Genomic DNA, 23251 nt, shown 5'->3' on the forward strand with positions numbered 1-23251 from the left:
CAGATTGTGAGATTTGTAGATAAGAGTTTTATTGTGACGAAGGAAATTCAATTAACGATTCGGGCTGTAACGGAAGAAGTGGAAGAGATTAACGAGAACAAAACCAATAGAATGGTCGTTTGTAAAATCGTGTTTAAAGATATGGAGGAACAACCAGTAGTTAGTGAGCTGCACATCATAGAACACGAATATTACGATTTGCTGATGAGTACAGATGACATTTTCACAGTTGGTAAGCCATTAAATGAATATCGCCTAATTGACCTGTTTAAGGTGATTGATAAAATGCGAGAAGATCGAGAGAAGGCCACTGAGGAGGTTATGTAAGAAAAAGAATTTACTAGTGGGAGGTGTAAAGGTGAATGTTTCATTGGGTTTATTAATTACACTCATTGGTTTTTTGTGTACGGCAACCGGAGTTGCCCTGGGCTTGTTAACATTTATCCGAAATAGAAAAAATGAAATCAAAAGCAATGTCAAAAATGATGCTACAGAATCAGCTATCATCAGTACAAAGTTAGACAATATTGGTCAATCATTGGATTCCATTCGAATTGATCTTAAAGCGAGTGATCAACGTTGGACTACTTTGTCAGGGACAGTTATTCGAATAGATGAAAGCACCAAACAGGCTCATAAACGCATTGATAAAATTGAACATAAAGGAGAGGGCTGAATTGGATAAAACAAAACAATATATAGCTATGATAGGCGGTGTACTGGGTGCACTGCTTTTATTTTTTCAATCACTCGGCTTTCAGTTGGATTGGTTCAATGAAAATACCATCAATTCATTTATTAATTTTCTTACAGCCTTAGTGCCTCTTGTTTTTGCTTTATATGGAGTATACAAGAATCAATATCTTGTAACCAAGAAAGCAACGAAACAAGAGAAGGCTTTGAAAGAACAAGGATTAAAATAAGCTGCCAATCGGTAGCTTTTTATTTTGCATGAAAAGGAGAGATGGGAAATGACTAAAGTTTTTATTGATCCGGGGCATGGTGGAAAAGATCCTGGGGCAGTTGGAAACGGGTTAAAAGAAAAGGAATTAACATTAAGAATCGGAAAAAGGATAAGAGACATTCTAGCCGGGTATGAGAAAGTCACGGTCAAAATGAGTCGTACTGGTGACACTTTTCAATCCTTAACTGATCGTACCAAGGCGGTAAATAATTGGAGGGCCGATATTTTTTTATCCATCCACATTAATGCTGGTGGTGGCACAGGGTACGAAGATTACATCCATACTTCAGCAAGTGCAAAGGCAAAGACCTATCAATATATGATTCACACAGAAATTATTAAGCTAATCAATATAAAGGACCGTGGAAAGAAAAAATCTAATTTTCATGTGTTGAGAGAGACAAAAATGCCAGCCGTCCTGACAGAGTGCGGATTTATTGATTATAAAACGGATGCGGCTCTACTAAAAAAGAGTGCCTTTATTGAAGCATTGGCTCAGGGACATGTTAATGGTTTAGTGAAAGCATTTAATTTGAAAAAGAAAATAGCTACTACTAGCGTTGAAACCCGTAGTCATACAATTTTGAAGGGGGATACTTTATACTCGATCGCTAAAAAGTATGGAACAACAGTGGACTATTTGAAATCGTTAAATCCTAAGGTGAATCCTAATTCTCTACAGATTGGACAGAAGCTTGTTTTAAGTGGTTCAACAGTTACCTATCATACAGTTGTGAAAGGTGACACGGTATCTGCTCTTGCTGAGAAATATGGAAGTTCGATTAAAAATATTAAAAGTTGGAATGAACTAGGTGACAATAATATGATTTATGCCGGACAATCCCTTCGTGTTATATAACTAAAATCTAAAGAGCATGTTATGAGGATGGTAATATAAATATGCTCTTTAGATTATTTTTCTGGAATATTAAAAATTAAACAAACCAATTATTTTTTGTATCATTGATTCGTCTTTTCTAATAATTTCTCTAACATTTATTACTCCATTACCATATTCGAATTCACTTCCAGTGCTTATTGCTGTCTTTTTAAGTGTGTTTTCTATTTCAATATTTGTCATATTTTCTTTTTGAATGAGTAAACATACAACTCCTGCTACATATGCTGCGGCAACGGAAGTACCATTTTCTATTACTATCTCATTCTTCAAGTTGAAACTTGGTAAATTCACTCCTGGGGCCATGATATCAATCCCTTGACCTCTGCTAGATTTAAACCATCGTTTATTATCTTCTCCTACTGCACCTACTGCTATAACCTCATTGAATTTTGCAGGATAAATAACTGTATCAAGTTTAGAAAGTCCATTATTCCCAACTGCAGAAATAATTGTAATACCCTTTTGGTGAGCTTTTTTTATATATTCATCCATACTTTTAGAAAATTTTTGACCGCCTAAACTCATTAAAATAATATCGACATCTTGATTTATAGCCCATTGTATTCCTTTTATAATTGTATCGTAACTTCCTTTTTTCTTACTGTCTAATACTTTTACTGCATATACATCAGCTTTTGGTGCTATACCATATTTTTTTGAAGCTATAATTCCTGCTAAATAGGTACCATGTCCATTTAAATCTTGATAATCTTTAGTTTCTTTAGTGAAATTCACTCCACCTTTAATATTTAAAGCATGATTATTTAAATTCACCCCTGAATCAAGAATAGCAATGGATATTCCTTTTCCGCTGAGCATTTGTTTTTCTTGTAACTGATGTATGCTACTTATCCCTAATACCGGTTCATTCTTACTTGTATTCCTATGACTTACTGTCATAAAAATGACTAAGCATAGAATCCCTACTATTAAATATTTGCGTTTTTGTTCTTTTCTCATAAATACTTCTCCTATCATAAATATCATTCAAATAAAATAATAGTATAAAAAGTATAAAGATGTAAAATATTGATATATTTTAATATTATGGTAATATAAAAGAGTTATTTCCAAAAATATTGAAAGTAGGGATTTATTTTGAAGAATAGGATTATTATCCTAATTACAGCAATTATGCTTTTTAGTGTAATAGGACCAGTATTTACAGGACAGGTTGAAGCAGATCAATTAACAGAGTTACAAAACAATACGAATTTAACCGACAAAGAACTTTTAGAGTTTAATGTTGAAGATGTTATTGATGATAAAGAACTAATAAATGATATAAACGATGTCAATTTAGATTTGACTGAGCAAGAAGTAAAAGAACTAGAGGAGAAAATTCTAAACTTAGATTCAAATGAATTGTTGTTAGATGAGGAATCATTAGCTTATCGTGATACTATAAATCCTGATATAGACGTTCAGGCTCTTATTCGAGATGAGGAAGAAATTAATACAGAATCATTTGAAAATGAAAGCGCTGAAGTTGAAGGTCAAGTTGGCGCTGTTGTTGTGCGTGGATTAATTTCTGCTGTTAGTTTTCTATTAAAAAAAGCTAATAAGCCATTAAAAGCAACTTGGCATTTAGCTGAGCGTATGCACGAAAGGGGAGTTTCTCCAGTACAAGTATTTAATGCAGTAACAAAAGGCAAAAAATATTACGATCCAAAATATGAATCAACCGTTTATTATTATAAGGGTGTAGCAGTAGCGAAAAAAGGAAACTCATTAACCACAACTTATAAATCAGAAAAACCAAAATCAAGGTGGAAGTAGGGATAAAAAATGGAATCTAGAATTACATTTGACAAAGAAGCAGAGTTAGCCTATTTATATACCTTACCTTCTTCAGTACAGTATAAGATTAAGTCTACTGATGAATTAGAAGTAAATGAATATTTAGAGTTAGATATTGACGAAGATGGTAGAATAGTAGGAATAGAGTTTTTTGGACCAATAACTTCAAAGTTATCTAAAATGGTTGGAAGTAAGAAAATTTATAGGGAAAATGAAGAGAAATTTTCATTCCGTTTAACTGAAGAAGATATAAAAAGTAAGTTTAACTATAATGGAATTGACTTTTGTTTTGCGGACGATGATTATAAAGAGTTTGTAGGTTTTGATGTAGTTGATATAAAAAAGTACAATGAGGAATTTTTGAAAATTATTACAGAATAATTCTCAAACATGAAGTCCTGATTGAAAAAGCCCTTCTCTAAATTGAGAGGGGCCTATTTTTTGTATTGATTTGATCTAAGCTTATTAACCAACTCCGTAATGTCATTATCTTCATAAATGACTTGATCTACCCTAAAATCCTCATTATCAGCAAAGCTAATTTTAATCTGCTGAATCCATTCATATGCTACAACTGCAGCTGTCCAATCTTGATCTTTTTTATAGTCTGAGTTGGTGACAGGGAAGCTTCCACTTTGTAAAAAATTTGTTCCCTTTGCATGCAAGTAAACCTTTATATTAATGTTCATTCATTTTGCTCTTTTCGGTTTAGTAATTAATAAATATATTTTATATCAATTTACTCAAAATAAGTAAGTTTATTTTGCCCACCAACTTGCCCACCATTTGCCCACCACTTCATGATATTTAACTATTAATAATGAAGTATCTATATTTGAAAAAGCTATTAAACAGGCATTTGTGAGGTTTTATGATGCCTGATTATGCTAGGAAGTTTGTTCCGTACACAAGTTCACCGATGGGAATGCGAACAATAAATATCTCAAACCCTTGGCAAATTTGGCTTTGTTAAGTAGTATTGTTGTTTTTCAGGTATAAAATATGGGAACGTCCGATTTGGACGTTCCCGTTCTTATTCCATTAAAGCCCCCCTATAATGGAATAACTGTAAAGCTAATGAAGCTTTTTTAAAAGCTTCGTTTCGCTGCCCAAGCACCTTGCATTTTACTTAGGAATACAATTTGCCCAATATGATAGGCGTCGTGCATTGCTAAACTCTTCAGTTCAAGCACTAATGAATTATCTCCTGGAATCTGTCTATACAAATCTTCATGTTCTGATTTTGCTAGTATTTTTCCAAGTTCACGATGAACATAAAAGTATTCTTGTTTTGTTTCCTTCCAATTTTCTAACGTCTCAGTTGGTAATCGAAATGTAGAGTCATTATTTTCTGCCTGTGGTTCATTCGCTGTTTCACCAAGAAATCGCATCAGATATCTCTTTTCAAAGAAAAGTAAATGACAAACTAATTCCCAAATGGAATTCATTGCCCCATCAGCTGGTTTCCAAATTGCCTGTTCAAAAGTGATGTCCTCTAGCACTTTTTCAAGTGGTGGAAACCAGTCTTCTTCATCTAAGCAGCTTGCCCATTGTTGTAACAAAAGTGTCTTTACATCCATTTTCTATTCCCTCCAATTTAATCCCTTTAATAGATATCCTTTGGTCAAAATTCATTTGCGGCGTGTTATAAATAGCTCACTAATTAAGGTGTCATGCCAATTCCTTGTTCAATTAAACTGGCCCTTTAACGGAACAAGGAACGTTCCGTTATTTGGAAAATTCTGATAACCTTAGTTTATCATAAGTTGTGTTAACTGAGAAAGAACAACTGTCTAAAACCATTTTGGTTATCGTAAAGTTATCTTTTATGGGCATAATTCATGTATTTTGAATATCCATATACACTTTTTTCTTTGAGTTCTTTGACACATGAGCATAGACATCGGCTTTCGTTTGTTAAGATAATCAACAAGGGCTTGAAGGAATTGTCCAGAAGAAGTTTTATTTAGAAGGACGTTGAATTAGTAATCAAATATATTGAAAAAAATATATAGAAGGGAACAAAAACTAATGAAATACGAATGGAGAAAACAAGAAAAGAATTTATATATTCCAAAACGAAAATCTGGACTTGTAACAATTCCAGAACAGAATTTTTTTTTGATAAAGGGAAAAGGAAATCCAAATGAACATGAATTCGCTGAAAAGTCCATTAGAAGGAATTTGGGATTTAACAGAAGAGGGAAAGAAATTAGATACATTGAATAAAGATGAATTATTATTTACTATCATGATTAGACAACCAGATTTTGTAACAAAGGAAATAGTAGAGTGGGCATTTGAAAATGTAGAAAAAAAGAAACCACATCCATTTTTAAATGATGTAAAGTTCGGTACATTTCAAGATGGTTTATCTGTCCAAATGCTTCATGTAGGTCCATATGATGATGAACCTCAAAGTTTTAAATTAATGAATGAATTCATAAAAAATAATAATCTTGAAAGAACTTCATTACAACATAGAGAAATATATCTTTCAGATTTTAGAAAAGTTGAACCTGCAAAATTAAAAACCGTTTTGAGATATAAGGTTAAGCCAATTGAATAGCATAATCACTTAACTCCTAACATGAATTCAATATTTAATGTAGCAAAGATGTTAAGTAGTGTACTTAAAGTTACAGTTGCATCCATAGGATGCAATAAAGGAGACCATAAAAAATGAAGTGAATCCAAAAAGTTAGACACCACCGCTTGGGGGGACCTCTTAGAAACGGGGGATAGCTGAAGATCGGAGCTGCCTTAAAGGCAGCCTTTTTCTTATGCAACCATGGCAGTTTTGTGGGATAAGGATTCACACTTGCTCACGAATTAGAAAATGCATTTTTCTCATCTCCTATGGCTTACAGTGGAAAAGAAGCACCGCCATTGGTGATCAGGACAGGTTAGTGCCCGTGGGAAATGCCCGACGCTTCACGGAGCACCTGAGTGATTCCTCATCTAATCCTGTTGTTTATGCCTAACTTCCTGGTGCTGAGCATAATTATGATTTGTATCACTCCATACGTACCGAAGCAGTCATGCATGGCATTGATGCCTTTTGAAATCTCATTTGAACATGCAGTTAGCTTTTCTCTGATACAGCTCCGTTTTTTGATACGGGAGCATTTTTGCCTAATATAACAGAAAAGACAACAATCACTGCTATTACAAGAGTGAAAATTGTGATGGATTCATCTAGAAATACTGTTGCAAATAGAATCATCAAAAATGGTTGTAAATATTGAATCTGACTAACTCTTGCTATCCCGCCCATAGCCATTCCGCTATACCAAGCAACATATGCTAGAAATTGACTAACCACTGCGAGATAAATAAAACTAATCCAAGCATGTATTGGGGCATGAAGCATTTCAGTTGTCAGGTTTAGCCCAACTGGAATAATGAAAAATGGAGCACCGATCATAATTGCCCAAGCAATCACTTGCCAGCTACCTAATTCTTTCGCTAATTCTCCCCCTTCTGCGTAACTAAGTCCCAGAATGACCACTGCTGCCAGTAAAGCTAAATCGGCAATTTGCAATTGGCCGAATCCAAGATGAAGTGCATACATAATTACCGCTAAAGAGCTGATCATACTTGAAATCCAGAATTTGAGAGATGGGATTTCACCTGCCCTAAATATAGCAAATCCGGCTGTCGCTAACGGCAACAGAGCTAATTCCACAGCTCCATGCGAAACAGGCAAGGATTCCATTGCCCACGAAGTGAGGAGAGGAAATCCTAAAACTGCACCAAAAGCAACAATGAGTAGACGTTTAAATTGACGAAGAGAAGGTAGTTTTTCCTTACGAACAATTAGTACCACGGCTACTAAAATAGCGGCTACGACTGTTCTTCCTAAACCAACGATCGCAGTTCCAAAATATTCTACTGCAATACTTGTAGAAGGGAGTGTTAAGCTAAAACAAATGACCCCCACTAATCCCAAAAATAATCCGAATTTTTCTCTTTTTTCTCCCTGCATCTTTTCTGACCCCCATTTTTACTTTGTACCACATCTGTACCGTTTTTTTCTTATCTTAAAAACAGTTTTGATATAATTAACATACTATGAGTACATTCAATAAAAATAAACCAATTTTTTACCTATCTGTCCTGGTACAGTTGGAGGGGGATCATTAAATGAATTCAAAATATATTATGATAATGGAAGACATTAAGCTTCGACTAGAAGATGGTTCGCTAATTGCAGGCAGTAAACTGCCTTCTGTTCGTCAGTTATCTGAGTATTTTTCATGTAGCAAAAATACGGTCATTAAAGCATACGTAGAACTTGAAAAAGAACATTTAATTTATTCTGTTCCTAAGAGCGGCTACTATGTTGTGAATGAATACCAAAAAGCGACGGAAGAAAATGAGGTGATTGATTTTTTGTCTGCCGGTCCAGATAAAAATGTTATGCCTTATGTGGAATTTCAACATTGTATGAATCAAGCAATTGATCATTATAAAGAAGAGCTTTTTACATACTCTGATCAACAAGGGCTTTACTCACTACGAGTACAGTTGGTGAAATATCTGCAAAATTTACAGGTTTTCACTCAATCAGAAAGATTAGTCGTTGTATCTGGCTCGCAGCAAGCCCTTAATTTATTAGTGTCTATGCCATTTCCAAATGGAAAAAACAATATTCTAATTGAACAGCCTACTTATTTCGGATTCATTGAGTCGATCAATCTGCATCAAACTACTACTTTTGGAATTGAATTATCAATGGAAGGGATTGATCTTGATCGTCTGGAATACATTTTTCGAAATAATGATATAAAATTTTTCTATATTATCCCGAGATTTCACAATCCACTTGGACATTGTTATACGAATGGCGAAAAGAAAAAAATCGTTGAGTTAGCTGAAAAATACGATGTATATATAGTGGAGGATGATATATTAGGAGACCTTGATCCAAATCCAAAATCAGATCCTTTATTTTCTTTTGATCCTTCTGGGAGAGTGATCTATATTAAAAGCCTTTCGAAAATTTTTCTCCCTGGGTTAAGGATTGGTACTGTCGTTCTTCCTGCATTAATGATTAACAATTTCATACGATATAAATTTAGTTCGGATTTTAATAGTTCAGCACTTTCTCAAGGTGCGCTAGAAATCTATTTAAAAAGCGGTATGTTTAATAGCCATCTCAAAAAAGTCAAAGAGGTATATAGGACTAAAATGCAGATCCTTCAAGAAGCATGTCAATTATTGCTGCCGGCCAATACTTCTTTTTCAAAACCGACTTCCGGATTCTATCTTTCCATCAGTTTGCCCGAAAATGTGAAAGCAAAACAGGTGGTTCATATGTTAAACGAGCAGCATATATATGTTGATGATGCCTCTAGAATGTTTTTAGCAGAATATAAAAAAGAAAATCTCGTTCGATTATGCATCTCACAAGTGAACGAGAGTCAAATTAAACTAGGGGTAGAGCGATTGGCTCACTGTATTGCTTTAATTGACAGTAGAAAAAAACATATTACTCCAAATAACTTTTTACTCATATAGTATGGGTAAGCTTTTATAGATGGCAGATTCAGAGGATTATACGGATTTCCAAGCATTTATCAAAACGGTTGATTATGTAACTTAGAAATTTAGCAATGTTCTTTTTGAGTCATAATGATAATAAACCTTTATGTGCTCCCATTTCAAAAAGGCAAGATAAAGGGTTAAAGCTTGAAGAAAGATTGAAATATTCAGTATGTTTTCTGTGGAGTCTTTGAGGTACCCTAATAAACCTGCAATAATATACTATATACCAATTGATTTTAAGATGTAATATATGGGTTACTTGAAAGGAGTTTTCCTCATGAATATTACATCTTTTTTAATTTACTGTTTTATTGTAACTTTTACACCAGGACCTACTAATATCGTGATATTATCCACAGTGCATAATATGGGGACAAAGAAGGCAATGGAATATACGTATGGAGCAACTATTGCTTTTGGTTTATTACTTGTTATTTCTGCTATGTTGAATACTATGCTAGTAACGATAATCCCAAAAATTTTGATCGTTATGCAGATAATCGGAAGCTTTTATATGTTCTATCTCGCTTATCAAATTTACAAAATGGATACATCAAAACCAACTGTAAACCAAACTGCCACTTTTATGTCAGGCTTCCTTATGCAGTTTTTAAATCCTAAGGTGGTTCTATTTACAATGACTGTAATTCCCAGCTTTATTATGCCACACTATACTGCAATGCCTGCAGTGACAATAAGTGTTGTTTCTATAACTATTGTAGGATTTTTAGCTTTTATTACATGGGTTCTTTTCGGTACGCTCTTCAAGGAGTTTTTACAGAAGCATGAAAAGTTTGTTAATGCCGTGATGGCAATATCTTTAGCTTATTCTGCTATAATGATTTGGATGTAGATAAGGGGTGAATTAAATGGACAAATTTATCTATAAAAAATCTGCAGGTATTACGGCGTTGTCAGCCAGTATTACTGATTTTACGTATAAAAAGCACTCTCACAAGGAATATGCGATAGGTGTAACATTGCGTGGTATTCAGCATTATAACTTGGATGGAAGTTTACAATTATCATATCAAAATGGTGTTATGCTTTTTAATCCAGAACAGGCACATGACGGAATGGCACATGATGAGGCAGGTCTTGATTATGTTATGCTATATATTGAGCCACAATTGCTTTTAGAGGTTATTGAGAAAAAGGATTTAGTACGATTTTCAACTCCCATTGTGTATGATTATAGAATTGAACAAAGAATATTAAATCTTTCTAATGCTATTTTAAGTGAAAAAGATGAGGCTTTGTGCAGTGAATTACTCTTATCCCTCGCAGATAGCCTTATTCAAACGAATCTTTCTACAGACTGTAAGAAAGATAACGCTCCAATTAGAAAAGCAAAGGAAATGTTTCATACCAATTTAGACAATGTACTTAAACTTGACGAGATATGTAAAGAGCTTAATTTATCTAAATTCCAGTTTATCAGATTATTCAAGGCCCATACTGGAATTTCACCATACCAATACTTTCTTAACTGCAAGATAGAACGTGCAAAGCAGCTAATAGAAAAAAACGGAGATATTTATTCAGCTGTTGCTGATTGTGGTTTTGTTGATTTAACCCATTTAAATAAACATTTTAAAAGCGTATATGGAATAACGGCATTTGAATATATGTCACATTTAAAATGAGAAGGGATAAATTAAGACTGATTCTTTTAACAAGGTAAAAGTAAATATTACAGCATTTTTAATGGGGAGAATTTGTGCACATTAGACGTTACCACGGCTATCTATCCTGAAAATCTTCAAGAAATATAATGGCGGCAATCGTATAAGTCTACACGATTAAATTAGGATAAAAATAAAAGGGGGAATAAAATTGTCTTTAAACGTAGGGGATATTATTAAATTTGAACGGACTTTCACCAAAGAGGATGTTGAAATGTTCACAAAAGTATCCTGGGATGAGGGGAATCACCATATTACTCCCGATGAACAGGGGAGACTTGTTATTCAAGGGTTGTTGACTGCTTGTTTACCAACAAAAGTTGGTGGAGAAAACAATGTACTGGCTCGTACTATGAATTTTGAGTTTATTAAACCAGTTTTTACAGGAGATACAATAATATGTGAAGTAACGATCGAAAAGTTTGAAAAGAAAGATAATGGTAGAATATCTATTTTGGCAACTTTCCTATGCGCAAACCAGAATGAGGAACAAGTATTAAGAGGAAGCTTTGCGGGAGTCATATTATAAACGTATATACTTAGCTGCTTAATTTTATTCTGTTTATTGTTTTTGAACTGATTCTATAGCGCCTACCCCGCAGGTAGCAGCATGGGTGACTGAGACGCAAAACCACACAGGGGACAAATTGGGGGCGACTGTCATTGTCGGTGTGCAAATTCGATAGATATAACAGTGATCATAAGTGTAAATCCAAATGATGATATAGTTACTATATTTTGATTATTCAGATTAGTTGATTATTTAAGGAGGAATAGCTTATGAACAACTCAAGTATTATTTTTTTTGAAAGAAAATTTCCCAGTGCAAACATGTTACTTATTAAGGATCAGCTCCCAGTCCTTATTGATACTGGTTTTGGAAGTGATGCGAAAGGTACAGAGCAATTAATTAAAGAAGTAGGCGTTTCACCTGAAGAATTACACCTTATAGTGAATACGCACTATCATAGCGATCATGTAGGGGGGAATTTTCATTTTCAAAAAAATTTCGGTGTTAAGATTGCTGCTCATAAATGGGAAGCAGATTTAATTAATTCTTGTGACCTTGAATCCTGTAGTGCAGAATGGTTAGATCAGCCTGTAGAACCTTATCGAGTGGATATAAAGCTCTCAGATAACGATGAGATTTACACAGGTAGTAGAAATTTGAAAGTCTTGTACACTCCGGGACATACTTTAGGGCATATTTCTTTATATGAACCGGAAGAAGAAATACTAATTTGCGGGGATCTTTTCCACAAAAATGATATCGGATGGTTAAATATCTTCCGAGAGGGTGTAACATCTATCCAACGATCTATAGAAAGTTTGGATCTATTGTCCATGCTCACAATTCGAAAGGCATATTCGGGACATGGACCTCAAATAGAAAATCCTATGGTTTCCATTGATGCAGCAAGGAAACGGTTTGAAAAGTGGCTAAAGGCACCAGAAAAAGTTTCATGGCATGCTTGTAAGAGGATTTTTTCATTCACATTAATCATTAAAAATGGATTGGCAAAAGAAGAAGTTGATGAGTACCTATTACAGTGTGGTTGGTTCCATGATTTTGCACGCTACTCTTTCAAGCTAAATCCAGAGGAATTTATTCGAGTCCTGCTTGATGAAATGATTCGTTCTGGAGCAGCAAGCTGGCACAATGATCATTTAATTTCTTCCACTCCATATCACGCGCCACAAAAAAAATGGATGAATAAGAACATAAAGCCGAAAGATTGGAAGTCCCCAGGCTATCTCACATAACTAAAGAAGAAATTTATGGTCTGATACACTTCGTTTAACTTGTTTTATACTAGGAATTCCTTCTTGTAAGCTACGCAAAAATTGATGGGTAACATGGAAAGAGGGGCAAAAAGGAAAGTGAACTGTAAATTGAAGAGACTTATGATAATAAGGGAAAATGTTGAATAGATTATTAGAGTATCATAAAGAAAATCAAGAAAAATAGAATTCGCTAAAGATCACTTGGGGAGAAAGAAAAGATCATTCGTTACGAGGGTGCTTGTGAAGGATTATTAGGTTGTTATTTTTGCTTTTAATGGGTTTTAGTAATTTTAAAGCATCCTGTCGAGGATGTTTTTTTATTGGAATAAATACACAATAACAAAAACTGTGATGTTAATTCCTGTATAATGACAATAAAGTTGCTCCATTTACAATAAAGTCATTTAATTTTTGATAAAGCTGTTTAAAAATTAGCTTGTTTATAAGGCGAGATTCTGATATGATTATTTGAAAATTTTTAAGGGGTTTAGAGAGGGTGAGTCAATTGACTAAAAAACTTAGACAATTGAAAAACGTTTCAGTGTTCCAAACGCTTCTAACTTAGAAAAATAATTTAGAAGCGAGGAATAGTTATATGAAAAATCAAAGAATCTTTAATAAATCATTTCTTTTTTTATTTACAAGCAACTTATTAGTTTTTATAGGGTTTGAAATGTTGCTTCCTATTTTGCCAGCCTATATGTTAAGCATGAATGCATCTTCCATTCATGTTGGTCTAGTAACAACATTATTTACGATAGGTGCTGTTCTAATCAGACCTTTTGTAGGTTACTATTTAATTGATAACCAACGGAAAAGTCTAGCCATTTGTGCAAGTGCAGCTTTAATGATTATAACAATGCTGTATCCATTTCTTAATATTATATGGCTTCTTCTATTGTTACGACTTTTCCATGGTGCAGCGTGGGGGGTATCGACCACAGCTAATAGTACAATAGTAGTTGATTTAATTCCTAAGACACGATTAGGAGAAGGAATAGGGTATTTTTCTATATCCACAACGGTAGGGGCTATCATTGCACCAAGTATAGGTATCCTTATCTATGACTCTTTTTCCTTCGATATTTTAATTTGGTCATCAGTAGTACTGAGCCTATTGGCAGTAATTGCGCTTCAATTTGTATATTCACCTACCACTGAAAAGCGTGAGAAGAAACCATTTCGATTATTGGATATGATTTTTGAAAAAGATGTTTGGTTCCAAGCGTTACTGACGGTTATTACAACACTTGGTTTTGGAGCGATCATTACATTTATCGTTCTATTTGGAAAACAAAAGGAATTGGATCATATTTTTCTATTCTTCCTTATCAATGCAACTGTCGCTACATTACTACGTCCGTTTACGGGAAAATGGTATGACAAAAAAGGACCTTGGTCTATTATCATTATGTCAGCTGTGTTAGGATTTTTGTCACTTTTTATACTTTCTTATGCAAGGAATGATCTTCAACTTATCATTGCGGCGATTTTATTTGGGGCAGGTTATGGAACTGTTATGCCATGTTTACAAACGTGGACTGTTCAAAATGTAAGAGAAGAAAAAAGAGGCGCAGCCAACGCAACCTTTTTTTCCAGCTTTGACGTTGGTGTTGGAATTAGCTCATTTGTATTAGGTATTTTAGCTGAATGGATTAGTTTAGAGATGATCTTCAGGTTTGTTAGTCTAAGTTTTATTGTTGTTGCAGTTTTAGTATATAAGGATTATTTAATTGAAAAGTCAAGGTATAAAAATATATAAATCGATGAAAACTATCCACCTCTATGTTAATAGAGGTGGAATTGTTTGCAAAAAAGTGGATTATAATATGGCTTTTACTTAAGAAGGCTATTCAAGAAAACAAACCTTTAATACCAATACACTAAACCTGCAATACATCTAGTTCATCTCGTGCGCATACAGGGGATGCTTAAAAAGCAGCTGTTGGCCTAGCCGGCAGGACAAGCGTCAAGAATCAGTGCTTCCTTTTTTATTTCACCGATTTTACAGTAAGTTCCTTACCTGCAGAAGTGCTTTGATTTATGAATCTCAAACTTTGGTTTAAAAAGAGGGTAACTAGCTCCAAAGCTTATATCTGTTTTCGTAGGTGCGAAGTTTGGAGTTTAAGTTATAATAGTAAAAACATCCGTCTATATAGGATAGATGTCAGTAAGCTTCTTGATTAATACATAAAAAGGATTGGTGAATAAGTATGGCAATAGTTGATGTAACGGTTATTCCTGTCGGTACACAAACTCCAAGTGTCAGCAGTTATGTGGCAGATATTCAAAGAGTTTTAAAGCAATATGAAGAAAAGGGAGAAATTCGTTTTCAACTGACTCCCATGAATACAATCATTGAAGGCGACCTGCCTAAGTTGTTTGAAGTGATCCAAGCGATGCACGAAGTACCTTTTGAAAAAGGTCTTGCTAGAGTTTGTACGAATATCCGAATCGATGACCGTCGTGATAAAGACCGCAAGATGGAAGACAAAGTAAAGCGAGTGAAGGGCATGCTTGAGGAATAACAGGTTTTGTAAGTAAGAGGATTTCGCAGTGGAATGTATACAAATAGGAGAACTATGCATTAGATGACCTTTTTGGCATTTGGATGGAAGCAGTTTTAAGTTCTTTGTAAAATAGAAAAGGATTATTATCTATATTAGATAATAATCCTTTTCTTTATAGAGTTTCTTGTTTGATTTTTGTATTTGTGAGAGTTCTATTAAAGAACGGGGAACAAGTAGAAAGTTATAAGCGTTCGCCATATAGTTCCTTTTCTTCATTCGGATGAAAAAGAGTGAATCCTTTTGAACAAAAAACAAACCTTCTATCTATCTCGAATCCAGCCTTGTTCAAAATTTCAACAGTTCCATCCGCACCAGTGCCGGCATACCCGCAACTACAACCAGATAGGTGTAGCTCATTTCCTTTTTTGTCTATAAGTATGAGATCACTATCGAACAAAAGATTGTCTTTATTAATTTCTTTAACAATTTTTGCAATTTTAAAACGGTCAAAATGATCTTTAACTGCTTCGAATAACGCAATACTTTTATCGGTAATACCGCGGTCTTCACCGTAATCTTTTATGATGAATACTTCCCGATTATATGGTTTCTTATATAGATTGTACTTTTGGTAAGTGACGTCATTAATTTTATAAATAAGTGGACTATTATTATCCAGTTTTTGATTAAACATTATACCCCTCCTAAATAGTTAGTTTATTAAGTTTATTAGGAGAAAAAGAGATTAGTACTAAGAACGTGATAAGACGGCAAAATTTTTTCATTTCTAATTCTCATTAAGGAATTAATAGGAATTAATCGTGATACTATTGGGTGTGAATGGACGCTGTTAAGGGGAAGTGAAAAAATTAAAAAGCACCTAAAGGGTGAGTTTTAATACTATATCTATTTAAAGTAGTGAATAAACATAATGTTCATAGCAGTAATACTTTTTCCTTCATTGGAGTGAAGTTCCAAGAAAATCTTTAAAGAAAATAATACATAGAAGAACCCTCTGAACGTTTTCATAAATCATCGAAAGGCACTCATTTACTGAGTGCTTTTTCAGCTAGAGAAATATATTGTAAGAGTAAAGAGAAAAATAGTAGTAAGAAAAAAGAAGATAAAAAATGATGTAGTGATTACAGTAAAAACAAGAAACAATTCTAACGATCATTAAGGGGTAAATTCATTTTAAATAGTTTTGGAGCATCCATTCATTGGGGCTCTTTCATTTTGGATAAGAAGGTGGGGTGAGGGGGTCATACAATGTAAAATCAGCAACTTGAGGCTTTTATTGTGGGAGAGTTTCAAATAGGTATTCAGTTAAAGCATAATTCCGAACAAATTAAGTGAATTTATATGTTTTAGAAGAAGAGGTTACATCTGTAAAACCCATTCATTTCGTAATGCATTTTTAAACGAGAAATTAAAGGTTCCAAATTGGCAGATATGACCTTTTGACAATTGTGATTGATATCGGTCATAGTGTGAACTGGTTTGTTTTAGGAGTCATAACAAAATTTTAGAAAAAAATATGTTTTTTAGAAACATGTTATGCCCGATACTAACAGAAAGCAGTAGGTGACACATGAAGAATATGACAACCCCTCTTTTTCATAACATTTAGTAAAAAGATAAGGGTGTGACAATGCTGAGTAGGAAGAAAAACGACCAAATCGTTATTTATATAATAAAAGGCTCAACAATTAAAAGGTTTTTAATCCTGGATCTAATTATTGGATCAGGAATTTTTTATGTGGTCAAATTCATTTCTTCAAGCGTATTAATAGCGAGTGCGAGCAGTTTTATTGGAACTGAAGGAATTAAAAAGGCACCGAAAGTTCTAAAAAATGCAATTGGATTAATAACCTAAAGACTAATGCATTCCCATAATGGTGCTTTGTCTTACAAGCAGTAAAAGGAGAATGAATATTATAAACATCCGATATGTATTCTCCTTTTTATTCATTGGTGGTATGATTGTGGGCTTCGTACTGTAGGTCCTTATCTTGATATAGTAAATTTTCGAAAGACGATTGTATGGTTTTCTCCATTTGAACCTTTCCTTCTAAATAGTAACGATATTGCACCGGACTGATAGACTAAAGGTTACTTGCCCACAGTCCCTTTGTAAAAGCGATATTTTTTCATACGGACAGACATTTTAGCCCTAGTTCTTTCATGATACGCTGTACCTTTTTGTGGTTTACTTTGTGTGCGCGATTTTTGTAACCTGACCCGGCAGTTTCTAATATTATTAGGGTGAGGCCTGTGAATCTTATTCCTAAACAAACCATCCCAATGAGCGGATGAGTTCTTTAAAACGAATGCAGCGATGAAATGCCTTGGTATCAAATCTAATCCACTAATATCATCAACAATATTCATTAGGTATCATGGGATAAGGAATTAAAAATAAAAAGGATACTCATTTAATCCTGTGCCGAAAAGATCGAATTCAGGATCTTTTGACTGAGTTATTGGAAGGGCGTCGGATTGTTCATTAGGTGAGTTGATAGCAGCTTCACCTTCAACTGACTCTACAGTGGTTTCGTAATTCTCTTTATTCAATGGGTTATCAATCATACTCATAATCATCTCCTTTTTATCAGATTAACGTATTTATTAATTCCCTAAATATTTTAATTTTATGCTAAAAAATATAGTGATGACTGGAATGCGTTGAAATGACCTGTTAAGACCTTGTAAGCAATCGTGCGGTAATCCGTTCAAAACAAGGAGTTACTCCCACTTTGGAGGTAAAATAGTTATTTCGAAAGCAATAAATTACTAAACACCATTAAAGAACTAAAACAATGAAATGTATGATTATAAAAATAGCAATCAAACTCATTTAATTACTTTTCTTTTATACTTCAAGAAATCATGGTTCAAAAAATAGTGAAATAACATTTGAATTTGAATTAGTAGAGCAAAACCCTACAGATATTATTCAGAATTTCAATAAGGAAAATTACGATTTTGCTATGATCCATGCATCTATAATGAGTTAAAAAAATAAAAAAATATTCGGTTTGAACATATTCATGACGTCATATATGTATTGCAGTGGGTAAAAATTCACCTTTTTATTCTTTGTTAAAAACTAATATACGTTAGCGATGATAAAAGAATTGATGTAATAATAATGGCAATAAGTGGACGTATTGCTTTGGTACGTAGTTCTTTCAAGCTAATATTTAATCCTAATCCGGTCATTGACATTGTTAAGATAAATGATGTGAAGCCTGCAATATCAGTCATCACTTTTTGTGATACCGATACCTTATTACCAATGATATAGCTTCCCACAAAACTCATAGCGATAAAGCCAATTAAAAACCATGGAAACTCGAATCTTGCCTCCCCTTCTATTTTTCCTTTCTTTTTCATCCAAAACATGAGGATAAAGCAAACCGGAATTAATAGGAATACTCGTGTAAGTTTGGCAAGTAATGCGTGAGCAAGAGCATCCTGGCCTGCCGGGGCAGCAGCTAAAGCAACATGGCCTATCTCGTGTAGGCTGATTCCAACCCAATTTCCGTAATTCATAGGACCAATAGATAAAAAAGGATATATTAACGTATAGATTATTGAAAACACCGTGCCGACTAATGCGATGATGCCTACTCCCATAGCCGTATCTTCATCTTTTGCTTTTATAATTGGCGATACGGCCGCGATGGCAGCCGCACCACAAATGCCTGTGCCGACACTTAATAATAAAGAAAGATTAAAATCTGCCTTCAGCCATTTTGCAATGATCATAAGAACAACAATTGAAAAAATGATCGTCATTGTCCCTCTTAGCAATAGAGGGAAACCCTGATGAAATATCACAATCATGTTAAGCTTTAATCCATAAAGTATGATGGCAAATCTCAATAGTTTTTTTGATGAAAATTGAATACCAGTACGTAATTTTATTGGATATCCAAAAAACTGTCTATAAACCACAGCTAATAAAATGGCACACGCAAGAGGTCCAATATGATTTAGACCTGGCAACGCTGCCAAAATAAAACCTAACACGGCTATAATAAATGTAAAACCAATTCCAGAAATCAAAGAAACATTTAGCTTTTTTGCCGCTTTTTTTTGCTTATTTGGACTGGGAGTTATTAACGCTTTTTGTTCCAATGTTTTTCAACCCCTTATTTGGATTATTTATAATTTATCGTAACTAATGATTTACAATAAGGAAAATAAATGATTATTATAGTTATAATAAGTAAATGCGATAGTTAGAAGGAGAACATATGGATCAACTATTATCTGTTTTTATATCTGTAGCTGATAAAAGAAACTTTTCAAGGGCAGCGGAAGAGCTTCATATGACTCAGCCTGCAGTCAGCCAGCAAATTCAACAATTGGAAAAATATGTAGGTTCAAAACTACTTCTGCGAACAAATAAATCTGTCCAGCTGACTAAAGCAGGTGAAATAGTCTATTTACATGCTAAAGAAATAACAGGTTTATATAAACGAATGTCAATGTTAGTGAATGAATTAAATAACGAGCCAACAGGACCATTAAAAATTGGTGCCAGCTATACCTTTGGAGAGTATGTATTACCACATATACTTGCAAGAATGAAAAAACTATTTCCTAATATCTACCCTTCGGTACAGATTGGCAACACAAGGGATATTGCCAAAGCAATCACAAGTCATGAGATCGATGTAGGAATTGTAGAGGGGGAAATTTCTCTTAGAAATATATATATAAAACCCGTTTCCACCGACCAAATGTATATCGTGGCAGGGGGTAAATATCCAATTTATTTCAATAAGGAAGTTACACGAAGACAGGTAGAACAAGAGAATTGGATTGTCCGTGAAGAAGGTTCTGGTACAAGAGAGGCAACAGAAACATTATTTCAATCTTTACAAATACGTCCTTCCAAGTTAATGGAGTTCGGCAGCACACAACTTATAAAAGAAGCAGTTGAAGCCGGGCTTGGCATTAGTTACTTATCTGAACTTACTGTTAAAAAAGAAAGAATGCTCGGTACCATTCAAGTATTAAATGTAAAAGGGACACCGATAAAAAGAAATTTTTCAGTAATAACAGAATCTGTGGAATTGCATACGAAATCTATGAACTTATTTATTGAGTTAATAGAAAAATATCTTAAGAACCAATTATTGCAATAGCTCAATTTTATAAATCAATCAAAAATATAAAAAAAGACAAAGCTCTTTACTGGGGCTTTGTCTTTATTTAGAAGTAGATGTAGAGATCATCGAAGTAGCCCTCCTGTTATCCTGAATTTCCTTTTTAATATTATTAATACTTACATACAAATTAAAATCTTTAATTTTATTTAATTATAATTAATGAGTATACTTAAAATGTAAATATTTTAAATATTCGAAATAGTAGGCGTTCAAAGCCTCCTATGTGAGAAAAGGGGTGGAATTCATTTAATGAGCTATAACTTAAACGAAAATCTAAAAAGAAGCGCAAGTAAATTCCCAGAAAGTATCGCTTATATCTATAGAGATGAAAGTGTTACTTATCAAGAACTAAATCAGAAGGTGGATCGATTGGCTGCTGGTCTGTATGTACAAGGAATCAGGAAGGGAGATGGAGTGGCTCTTATTTTAGGAAATAGCCCTGAATTTCTCATTGCGTTCCACGGCATTTTACGGCTTGGTGCATTTGTTGTTCCAATCAATCCTTTGTATACCCAAGGGGAAATCAACTACTTATTAGACAATAGTCAAGCCAAAGCGGTCATTACTCATGTATCTGTAGAACAGAAATTATCAGAAGTAAAAAAGCAATTGAAAAATCTGAAGCTTGTGGTTTATACCGAAGCCGAGGACCAGGAATCGACATGGGAGAATCTCATGGAAACAAGCACAAGCATTAATGTTTACGAAAGCCCTTACATTGATGAGGAAGACCTTGCAGTCATTCTATACACATCAGGAACAACCGGGAAACCAAAGGGTGCAATGTTAACGCATCGGAACTTGGTGTCAAATGCGGACTCCATTTCAAAATTACTAGAACTCGATGTTAAAGATCGTATCGTAGCTGTTCTGCCAATGTTCCATGTATTCTGTATGACAGTTTGTCTGAATGCGCCAATTGCTTGTGGGGCAACAATCCTAATCCAGCCTAATTTCAGCCCTCATGACGTGGTCAGCACCATTCGAGAAAAAAAGGCAACCGTGTTTGCTGGAGTACCTACGATGTACAGTTTTATTTATCAATTGCCTGAAGCGATTGCGGAGGATTGCCAATCTATTCGCATGTGTATCTCAGGAGGTGCTTCGATTCCGGCAGAGCTGCTGCATAAATTTGAAAACAAGTTTAATGTTTCTATCTTGGAAGGATATGGGCTTTCTGAAACTGCTCCTCTCGTCGCTATTAATCCTTTAAATGGGACTCGCAAGCCAGGTTCTATCGGCTTGAATATTCCAGCTGTCCAAAGCAAAGTTGTAGATGAGTTCGGAAAGGAATTGCAGAGAGGAGAAGTTGGAGAATTAGTTGTTCAAGGGCCGAATGTAATGAAGGGATATTTGGGGATGCCGGAAGCTACTTCAGCTGCTTTTAATGACGGGTGGTTTTACACTGGTGATCTCGCAACAATGGATGAAGAAGGATACATCTACATTGTTGACCGCAAGAAGGACATTATTATTGTTGGAGGCTACAATGTATATCCTCGTGAAGTGGAGGAAGTCCTATATCAACATCCTGCTGTGGTAGAGGCGGCCGTAATCGGAGTTCCAGATGGGGAATACGGAGAAAGTGTTAAAGCTTTTGTCGTAGTTAAGGATGAGCAGATCACCATGAATCACATTATTCAATTCTGTCAGGATAAGCTGGTGAAGTACAAGCTTCCTAAGCGAGTAGAAATTTTTAAAGAACTGCCTAAGAACTCAACAGGGAAGATATTGCGGAGAGAGTTAAGAGAATTGACTGAAGTGAAGTAAGAAATGAACCAACTTATTAAAGGGGGATTAATTATGTCAACCATATTAAAGGAAAAAGTTAAAGGGCAAGTAGCGTGGAAAGGCACTGACCTGGCTAAAGATGAATCATGGGTTTATTATTTGTCTGAAAAAACGATTGCCTCGCTTGAGAACGCTTTAGTTCATGTTAAACAAAAGGGTTTAAAAGCACCTGATTTTTACAAAGAGGATTTTCCGATTCCTGATATATATGAAGAAATCGTTTACTTTGTTGAAGAGCTGGAGAATGGGAGAGGGTTCCTATTAATTCGTGGATTACCTATTGAAAGGTATACAGATGAAGAAGCAAGCATCATTTACTGGGGTCTCGGACTTCACATGGGCATTCCGGTATCGCAAAACGCAAATGGTGACCTCTTAGGGCACGTCAAAGATCAAGGTTTTAGCTTAGAAAATTCTAATGTACGTGGTTACCAAACGAAACTGCATCTCCCATTTCATGCTGATGGTTCTGATGTTGTTGGATTATTAAGCTTGCGAAAAGGGAAATCTGGAGGTCACAGCAGTATCATCAGTTCGATGACTGTTTACAATGAAATTCTGGAGAAGAATCCGGAATATCTAGGAGTTCTCTGTCGTCCATTTTACTTTGATCGTCGTGGAGAGGAAGCTCCGGGAGAACCTCCAGTATTTACATCATCAATCTTTAATTATCATGATGGTAAATTGAGCTGTAGATATGTCCGTTTATTTATTGAATCAGCACAAGCAAAAACTGGCATCCAATTGTCAAAAGTGGAAATTGAAGCATTAGACTTACTGGATTCCCTCCTTCATGATGAGAATTTACATTATAACATGATGCTGGAGCCAGGGGATATGCAGTTCGTCAATAATTATACGATTCTTCACTCACGTACTCAATACGAAGACTATGAAGAGCCGGAACGCAAACGTCATCTTTTAAGATTGTGGCTCACGATGCCAAATGGTCGGGAAATTTCCCCGGAATTCGCGATGTTTATTGATGAGAATACGGGTAAACCAGGTCGCGGCGGCGTACCGCAACGTAAAACAACATCTGGCGGTATTGTAGAAACCCTGAAGTGATTTTTTATAAAACG

Annotated in this window: 25 protein-coding genes and 1 pseudogene; 18 read left to right on the plus strand and 8 right to left on the minus strand. The window is 34.7% G+C overall.

The window, feature by feature from the left end; all coding sequences use genetic code 11:
• Positions 1 to 6 precede the first annotated feature (6 nt).
• From MKY17_RS09205 to MKY17_RS09220, 4 genes are read left to right on the plus strand one after another with little or no spacing between them, the layout of a single operon-like run.
• A complete protein-coding gene (locus MKY17_RS09205) occupies positions 7 to 327 on the plus strand; it encodes a hypothetical protein (protein ID WP_339201716.1) in 321 nt (106 codons plus the stop codon).
• A gap of 31 nt (positions 328 to 358) precedes the next feature.
• On the plus strand, positions 359 to 676 hold the full coding sequence (locus tag MKY17_RS09210) for a hypothetical protein (RefSeq protein ID WP_339201717.1): 318 nt from the start codon (positions 359 to 361) through the stop codon (positions 674 to 676).
• A gap of 1 nt (position 677) precedes the next feature.
• Positions 678 to 923 (plus strand): phage holin, encoded by a 246-nt coding sequence (locus tag MKY17_RS09215; protein WP_339201718.1) that lies wholly within the window; start codon positions 678 to 680, stop codon positions 921 to 923.
• A gap of 48 nt (positions 924 to 971) precedes the next feature.
• The gene (locus MKY17_RS09220) at positions 972 to 1823 is read left to right on the plus strand and encodes an N-acetylmuramoyl-L-alanine amidase (RefSeq protein WP_339201719.1); all 852 of its coding nucleotides are present in this window, start codon (positions 972 to 974) and stop codon (positions 1821 to 1823) included.
• 69 nt (positions 1824 to 1892) lie between these two features.
• Here the strand turns inward: MKY17_RS09220 and MKY17_RS09225 are convergent, their stop codons facing one another.
• The gene (locus MKY17_RS09225) at positions 1893 to 2825 is read right to left on the minus strand and encodes a S8 family serine peptidase (RefSeq protein ID WP_339201720.1); all 933 of its coding nucleotides are present in this window, start codon (positions 2823 to 2825) and stop codon (positions 1893 to 1895) included.
• A gap of 138 nt (positions 2826 to 2963) precedes the next feature.
• On the opposite strand from MKY17_RS09225, the gene MKY17_RS09230 reads away from it, so the two are divergent.
• Positions 2964 to 3644 (plus strand): DUF4258 domain-containing protein, encoded by a 681-nt coding sequence (locus MKY17_RS09230; RefSeq protein WP_339201721.1) that lies wholly within the window; start codon positions 2964 to 2966, stop codon positions 3642 to 3644.
• A 9-nt stretch (positions 3645 to 3653) separates the two neighbouring features.
• On the plus strand, positions 3654 to 4046 hold the full coding sequence (locus MKY17_RS09235; RefSeq protein WP_339201722.1) for a DUF2283 domain-containing protein: 393 nt from the start codon (positions 3654 to 3656) through the stop codon (positions 4044 to 4046).
• Positions 4047 to 4099: 53 nt separating this feature from the next.
• Here the strand turns inward: MKY17_RS09235 and MKY17_RS09240 are convergent, their stop codons facing one another.
• Positions 4100 to 4354, minus strand: coding sequence for a hypothetical protein (locus tag MKY17_RS09240; RefSeq protein WP_339201724.1), 255 nt, complete (start codon positions 4352 to 4354; stop codon positions 4100 to 4102).
• A gap of 399 nt (positions 4355 to 4753) precedes the next feature.
• The gene (locus MKY17_RS09245) at positions 4754 to 5245 is read right to left on the minus strand and encodes a DinB family protein (protein ID WP_098372726.1); all 492 of its coding nucleotides are present in this window, start codon (positions 5243 to 5245) and stop codon (positions 4754 to 4756) included.
• A 566-nt stretch (positions 5246 to 5811) separates the two neighbouring features.
• Here MKY17_RS09245 and MKY17_RS09250 point away from each other — a divergent pair.
• The gene (locus tag MKY17_RS09250; protein WP_286177176.1) at positions 5812 to 6234 is read left to right on the plus strand and encodes a GyrI-like domain-containing protein; all 423 of its coding nucleotides are present in this window, start codon (positions 5812 to 5814) and stop codon (positions 6232 to 6234) included.
• Positions 6235 to 6750: 516 nt separating this feature from the next.
• Here MKY17_RS09250 and MKY17_RS09255 read toward each other — a convergent pair.
• A complete protein-coding gene (locus MKY17_RS09255) occupies positions 6751 to 7653 on the minus strand; it encodes a DMT family transporter (protein WP_098372727.1) in 903 nt (300 codons plus the stop codon).
• A gap of 158 nt (positions 7654 to 7811) precedes the next feature.
• On the opposite strand from MKY17_RS09255, the gene MKY17_RS09260 reads away from it, so the two are divergent.
• The 7 genes from MKY17_RS09260 to MKY17_RS09290 all read left to right on the plus strand — a co-directional run bounded on the left by MKY17_RS09260 (position 7812) and on the right by MKY17_RS09290 (position 15213).
• A complete protein-coding gene (locus tag MKY17_RS09260) occupies positions 7812 to 9188 on the plus strand; it encodes a PLP-dependent aminotransferase family protein (protein WP_339201726.1) in 1377 nt (458 codons plus the stop codon).
• 304 nt (positions 9189 to 9492) lie between these two features.
• Positions 9493 to 10068, plus strand: a complete 576-nt coding sequence (locus tag MKY17_RS09265; RefSeq protein WP_339201727.1) for a LysE family transporter — start codon at positions 9493 to 9495, stop codon at positions 10066 to 10068.
• Positions 10069 to 10084: 16 nt separating this feature from the next.
• Positions 10085 to 10861 (plus strand): AraC family transcriptional regulator, encoded by a 777-nt coding sequence (locus MKY17_RS09270; protein WP_144528696.1) that lies wholly within the window; start codon positions 10085 to 10087, stop codon positions 10859 to 10861.
• Between the two features lie 190 nt (positions 10862 to 11051).
• Complete coding sequence (locus MKY17_RS09275) at positions 11052 to 11429, plus strand: MaoC family dehydratase N-terminal domain-containing protein (protein WP_098372731.1); 378 nt, start codon at positions 11052 to 11054, stop codon at positions 11427 to 11429.
• A gap of 251 nt (positions 11430 to 11680) precedes the next feature.
• Entirely contained in the window at positions 11681 to 12664 is a 984-nt protein-coding gene (locus MKY17_RS09280) for an MBL fold metallo-hydrolase (protein WP_339201728.1), read from the plus strand.
• Positions 12665 to 13280: 616 nt separating this feature from the next.
• Positions 13281 to 14447 carry an MFS transporter gene (locus MKY17_RS09285; protein ID WP_339201730.1) on the plus strand — a complete coding sequence of 389 codons (1167 nt, stop codon included), beginning with the start codon at positions 13281 to 13283 and terminating at the stop codon, positions 14445 to 14447.
• A 451-nt stretch (positions 14448 to 14898) separates the two neighbouring features.
• Positions 14899 to 15213: an MTH1187 family thiamine-binding protein gene (locus MKY17_RS09290; RefSeq protein ID WP_098372734.1), complete on the plus strand. Its 315-nt coding sequence runs from the start codon at positions 14899 to 14901 to the stop codon at positions 15211 to 15213.
• Positions 15214 to 15436: 223 nt separating this feature from the next.
• Here the strand turns inward: MKY17_RS09290 and MKY17_RS09295 are convergent, their stop codons facing one another.
• Entirely contained in the window at positions 15437 to 15889 is a 453-nt protein-coding gene (locus MKY17_RS09295) for a hypothetical protein (protein WP_098372735.1), read from the minus strand.
• Positions 15890 to 16846: 957 nt separating this feature from the next.
• On the opposite strand from MKY17_RS09295, the gene MKY17_RS09300 reads away from it, so the two are divergent.
• Positions 16847 to 17071 carry a hypothetical protein gene (locus MKY17_RS09300; protein ID WP_076368639.1) on the plus strand — a complete coding sequence of 75 codons (225 nt, stop codon included), beginning with the start codon at positions 16847 to 16849 and terminating at the stop codon, positions 17069 to 17071.
• 239 nt (positions 17072 to 17310) lie between these two features.
• Here MKY17_RS09300 and MKY17_RS09305 read toward each other — a convergent pair.
• The 3 genes and pseudogenes from MKY17_RS09305 to MKY17_RS09315 all read right to left on the minus strand — a co-directional run.
• Positions 17311 to 17423: pseudogene (locus MKY17_RS09305) on the minus strand (IS3 family transposase); the annotation flags it as partial.
• Between the two features lie 184 nt (positions 17424 to 17607).
• On the minus strand, positions 17608 to 17790 hold the full coding sequence (locus MKY17_RS09310) for a hypothetical protein (RefSeq protein WP_339201733.1): 183 nt from the start codon (positions 17788 to 17790) through the stop codon (positions 17608 to 17610).
• Positions 17791 to 18297: 507 nt separating this feature from the next.
• Positions 18298 to 19320 (minus strand): putative sulfate exporter family transporter, encoded by a 1023-nt coding sequence (locus MKY17_RS09315; RefSeq protein WP_339202343.1) that lies wholly within the window; start codon positions 19318 to 19320, stop codon positions 18298 to 18300.
• Positions 19321 to 19457: 137 nt separating this feature from the next.
• Between MKY17_RS09315 and MKY17_RS09320 the strand changes: the two genes are divergently transcribed.
• The 3 genes from MKY17_RS09320 to MKY17_RS09330 all read left to right on the plus strand — a co-directional run bounded on the left by MKY17_RS09320 (position 19458) and on the right by MKY17_RS09330 (position 23237).
• Positions 19458 to 20354, plus strand: a complete 897-nt coding sequence (locus MKY17_RS09320) for a LysR family transcriptional regulator (protein WP_098372737.1) — start codon at positions 19458 to 19460, stop codon at positions 20352 to 20354.
• A gap of 273 nt (positions 20355 to 20627) precedes the next feature.
• Entirely contained in the window at positions 20628 to 22148 is a 1521-nt protein-coding gene (locus MKY17_RS09325; protein WP_098372738.1) for a long-chain-fatty-acid--CoA ligase, read from the plus strand.
• 33 nt (positions 22149 to 22181) lie between these two features.
• Positions 22182 to 23237 carry a TauD/TfdA family dioxygenase gene (locus MKY17_RS09330; RefSeq protein WP_339201735.1) on the plus strand — a complete coding sequence of 352 codons (1056 nt, stop codon included), beginning with the start codon at positions 22182 to 22184 and terminating at the stop codon, positions 23235 to 23237.
• Positions 23238 to 23251: the final 14 nt, after the last annotated feature.

Origin of the sequence: Peribacillus sp. FSL P2-0133 (assembly GCF_037975445.1) — a bacterium.
In the GTDB taxonomy this organism is placed as follows: Bacteria; Bacillota; Bacilli; order Bacillales; family DSM-1321; genus Peribacillus; species Peribacillus simplex_E.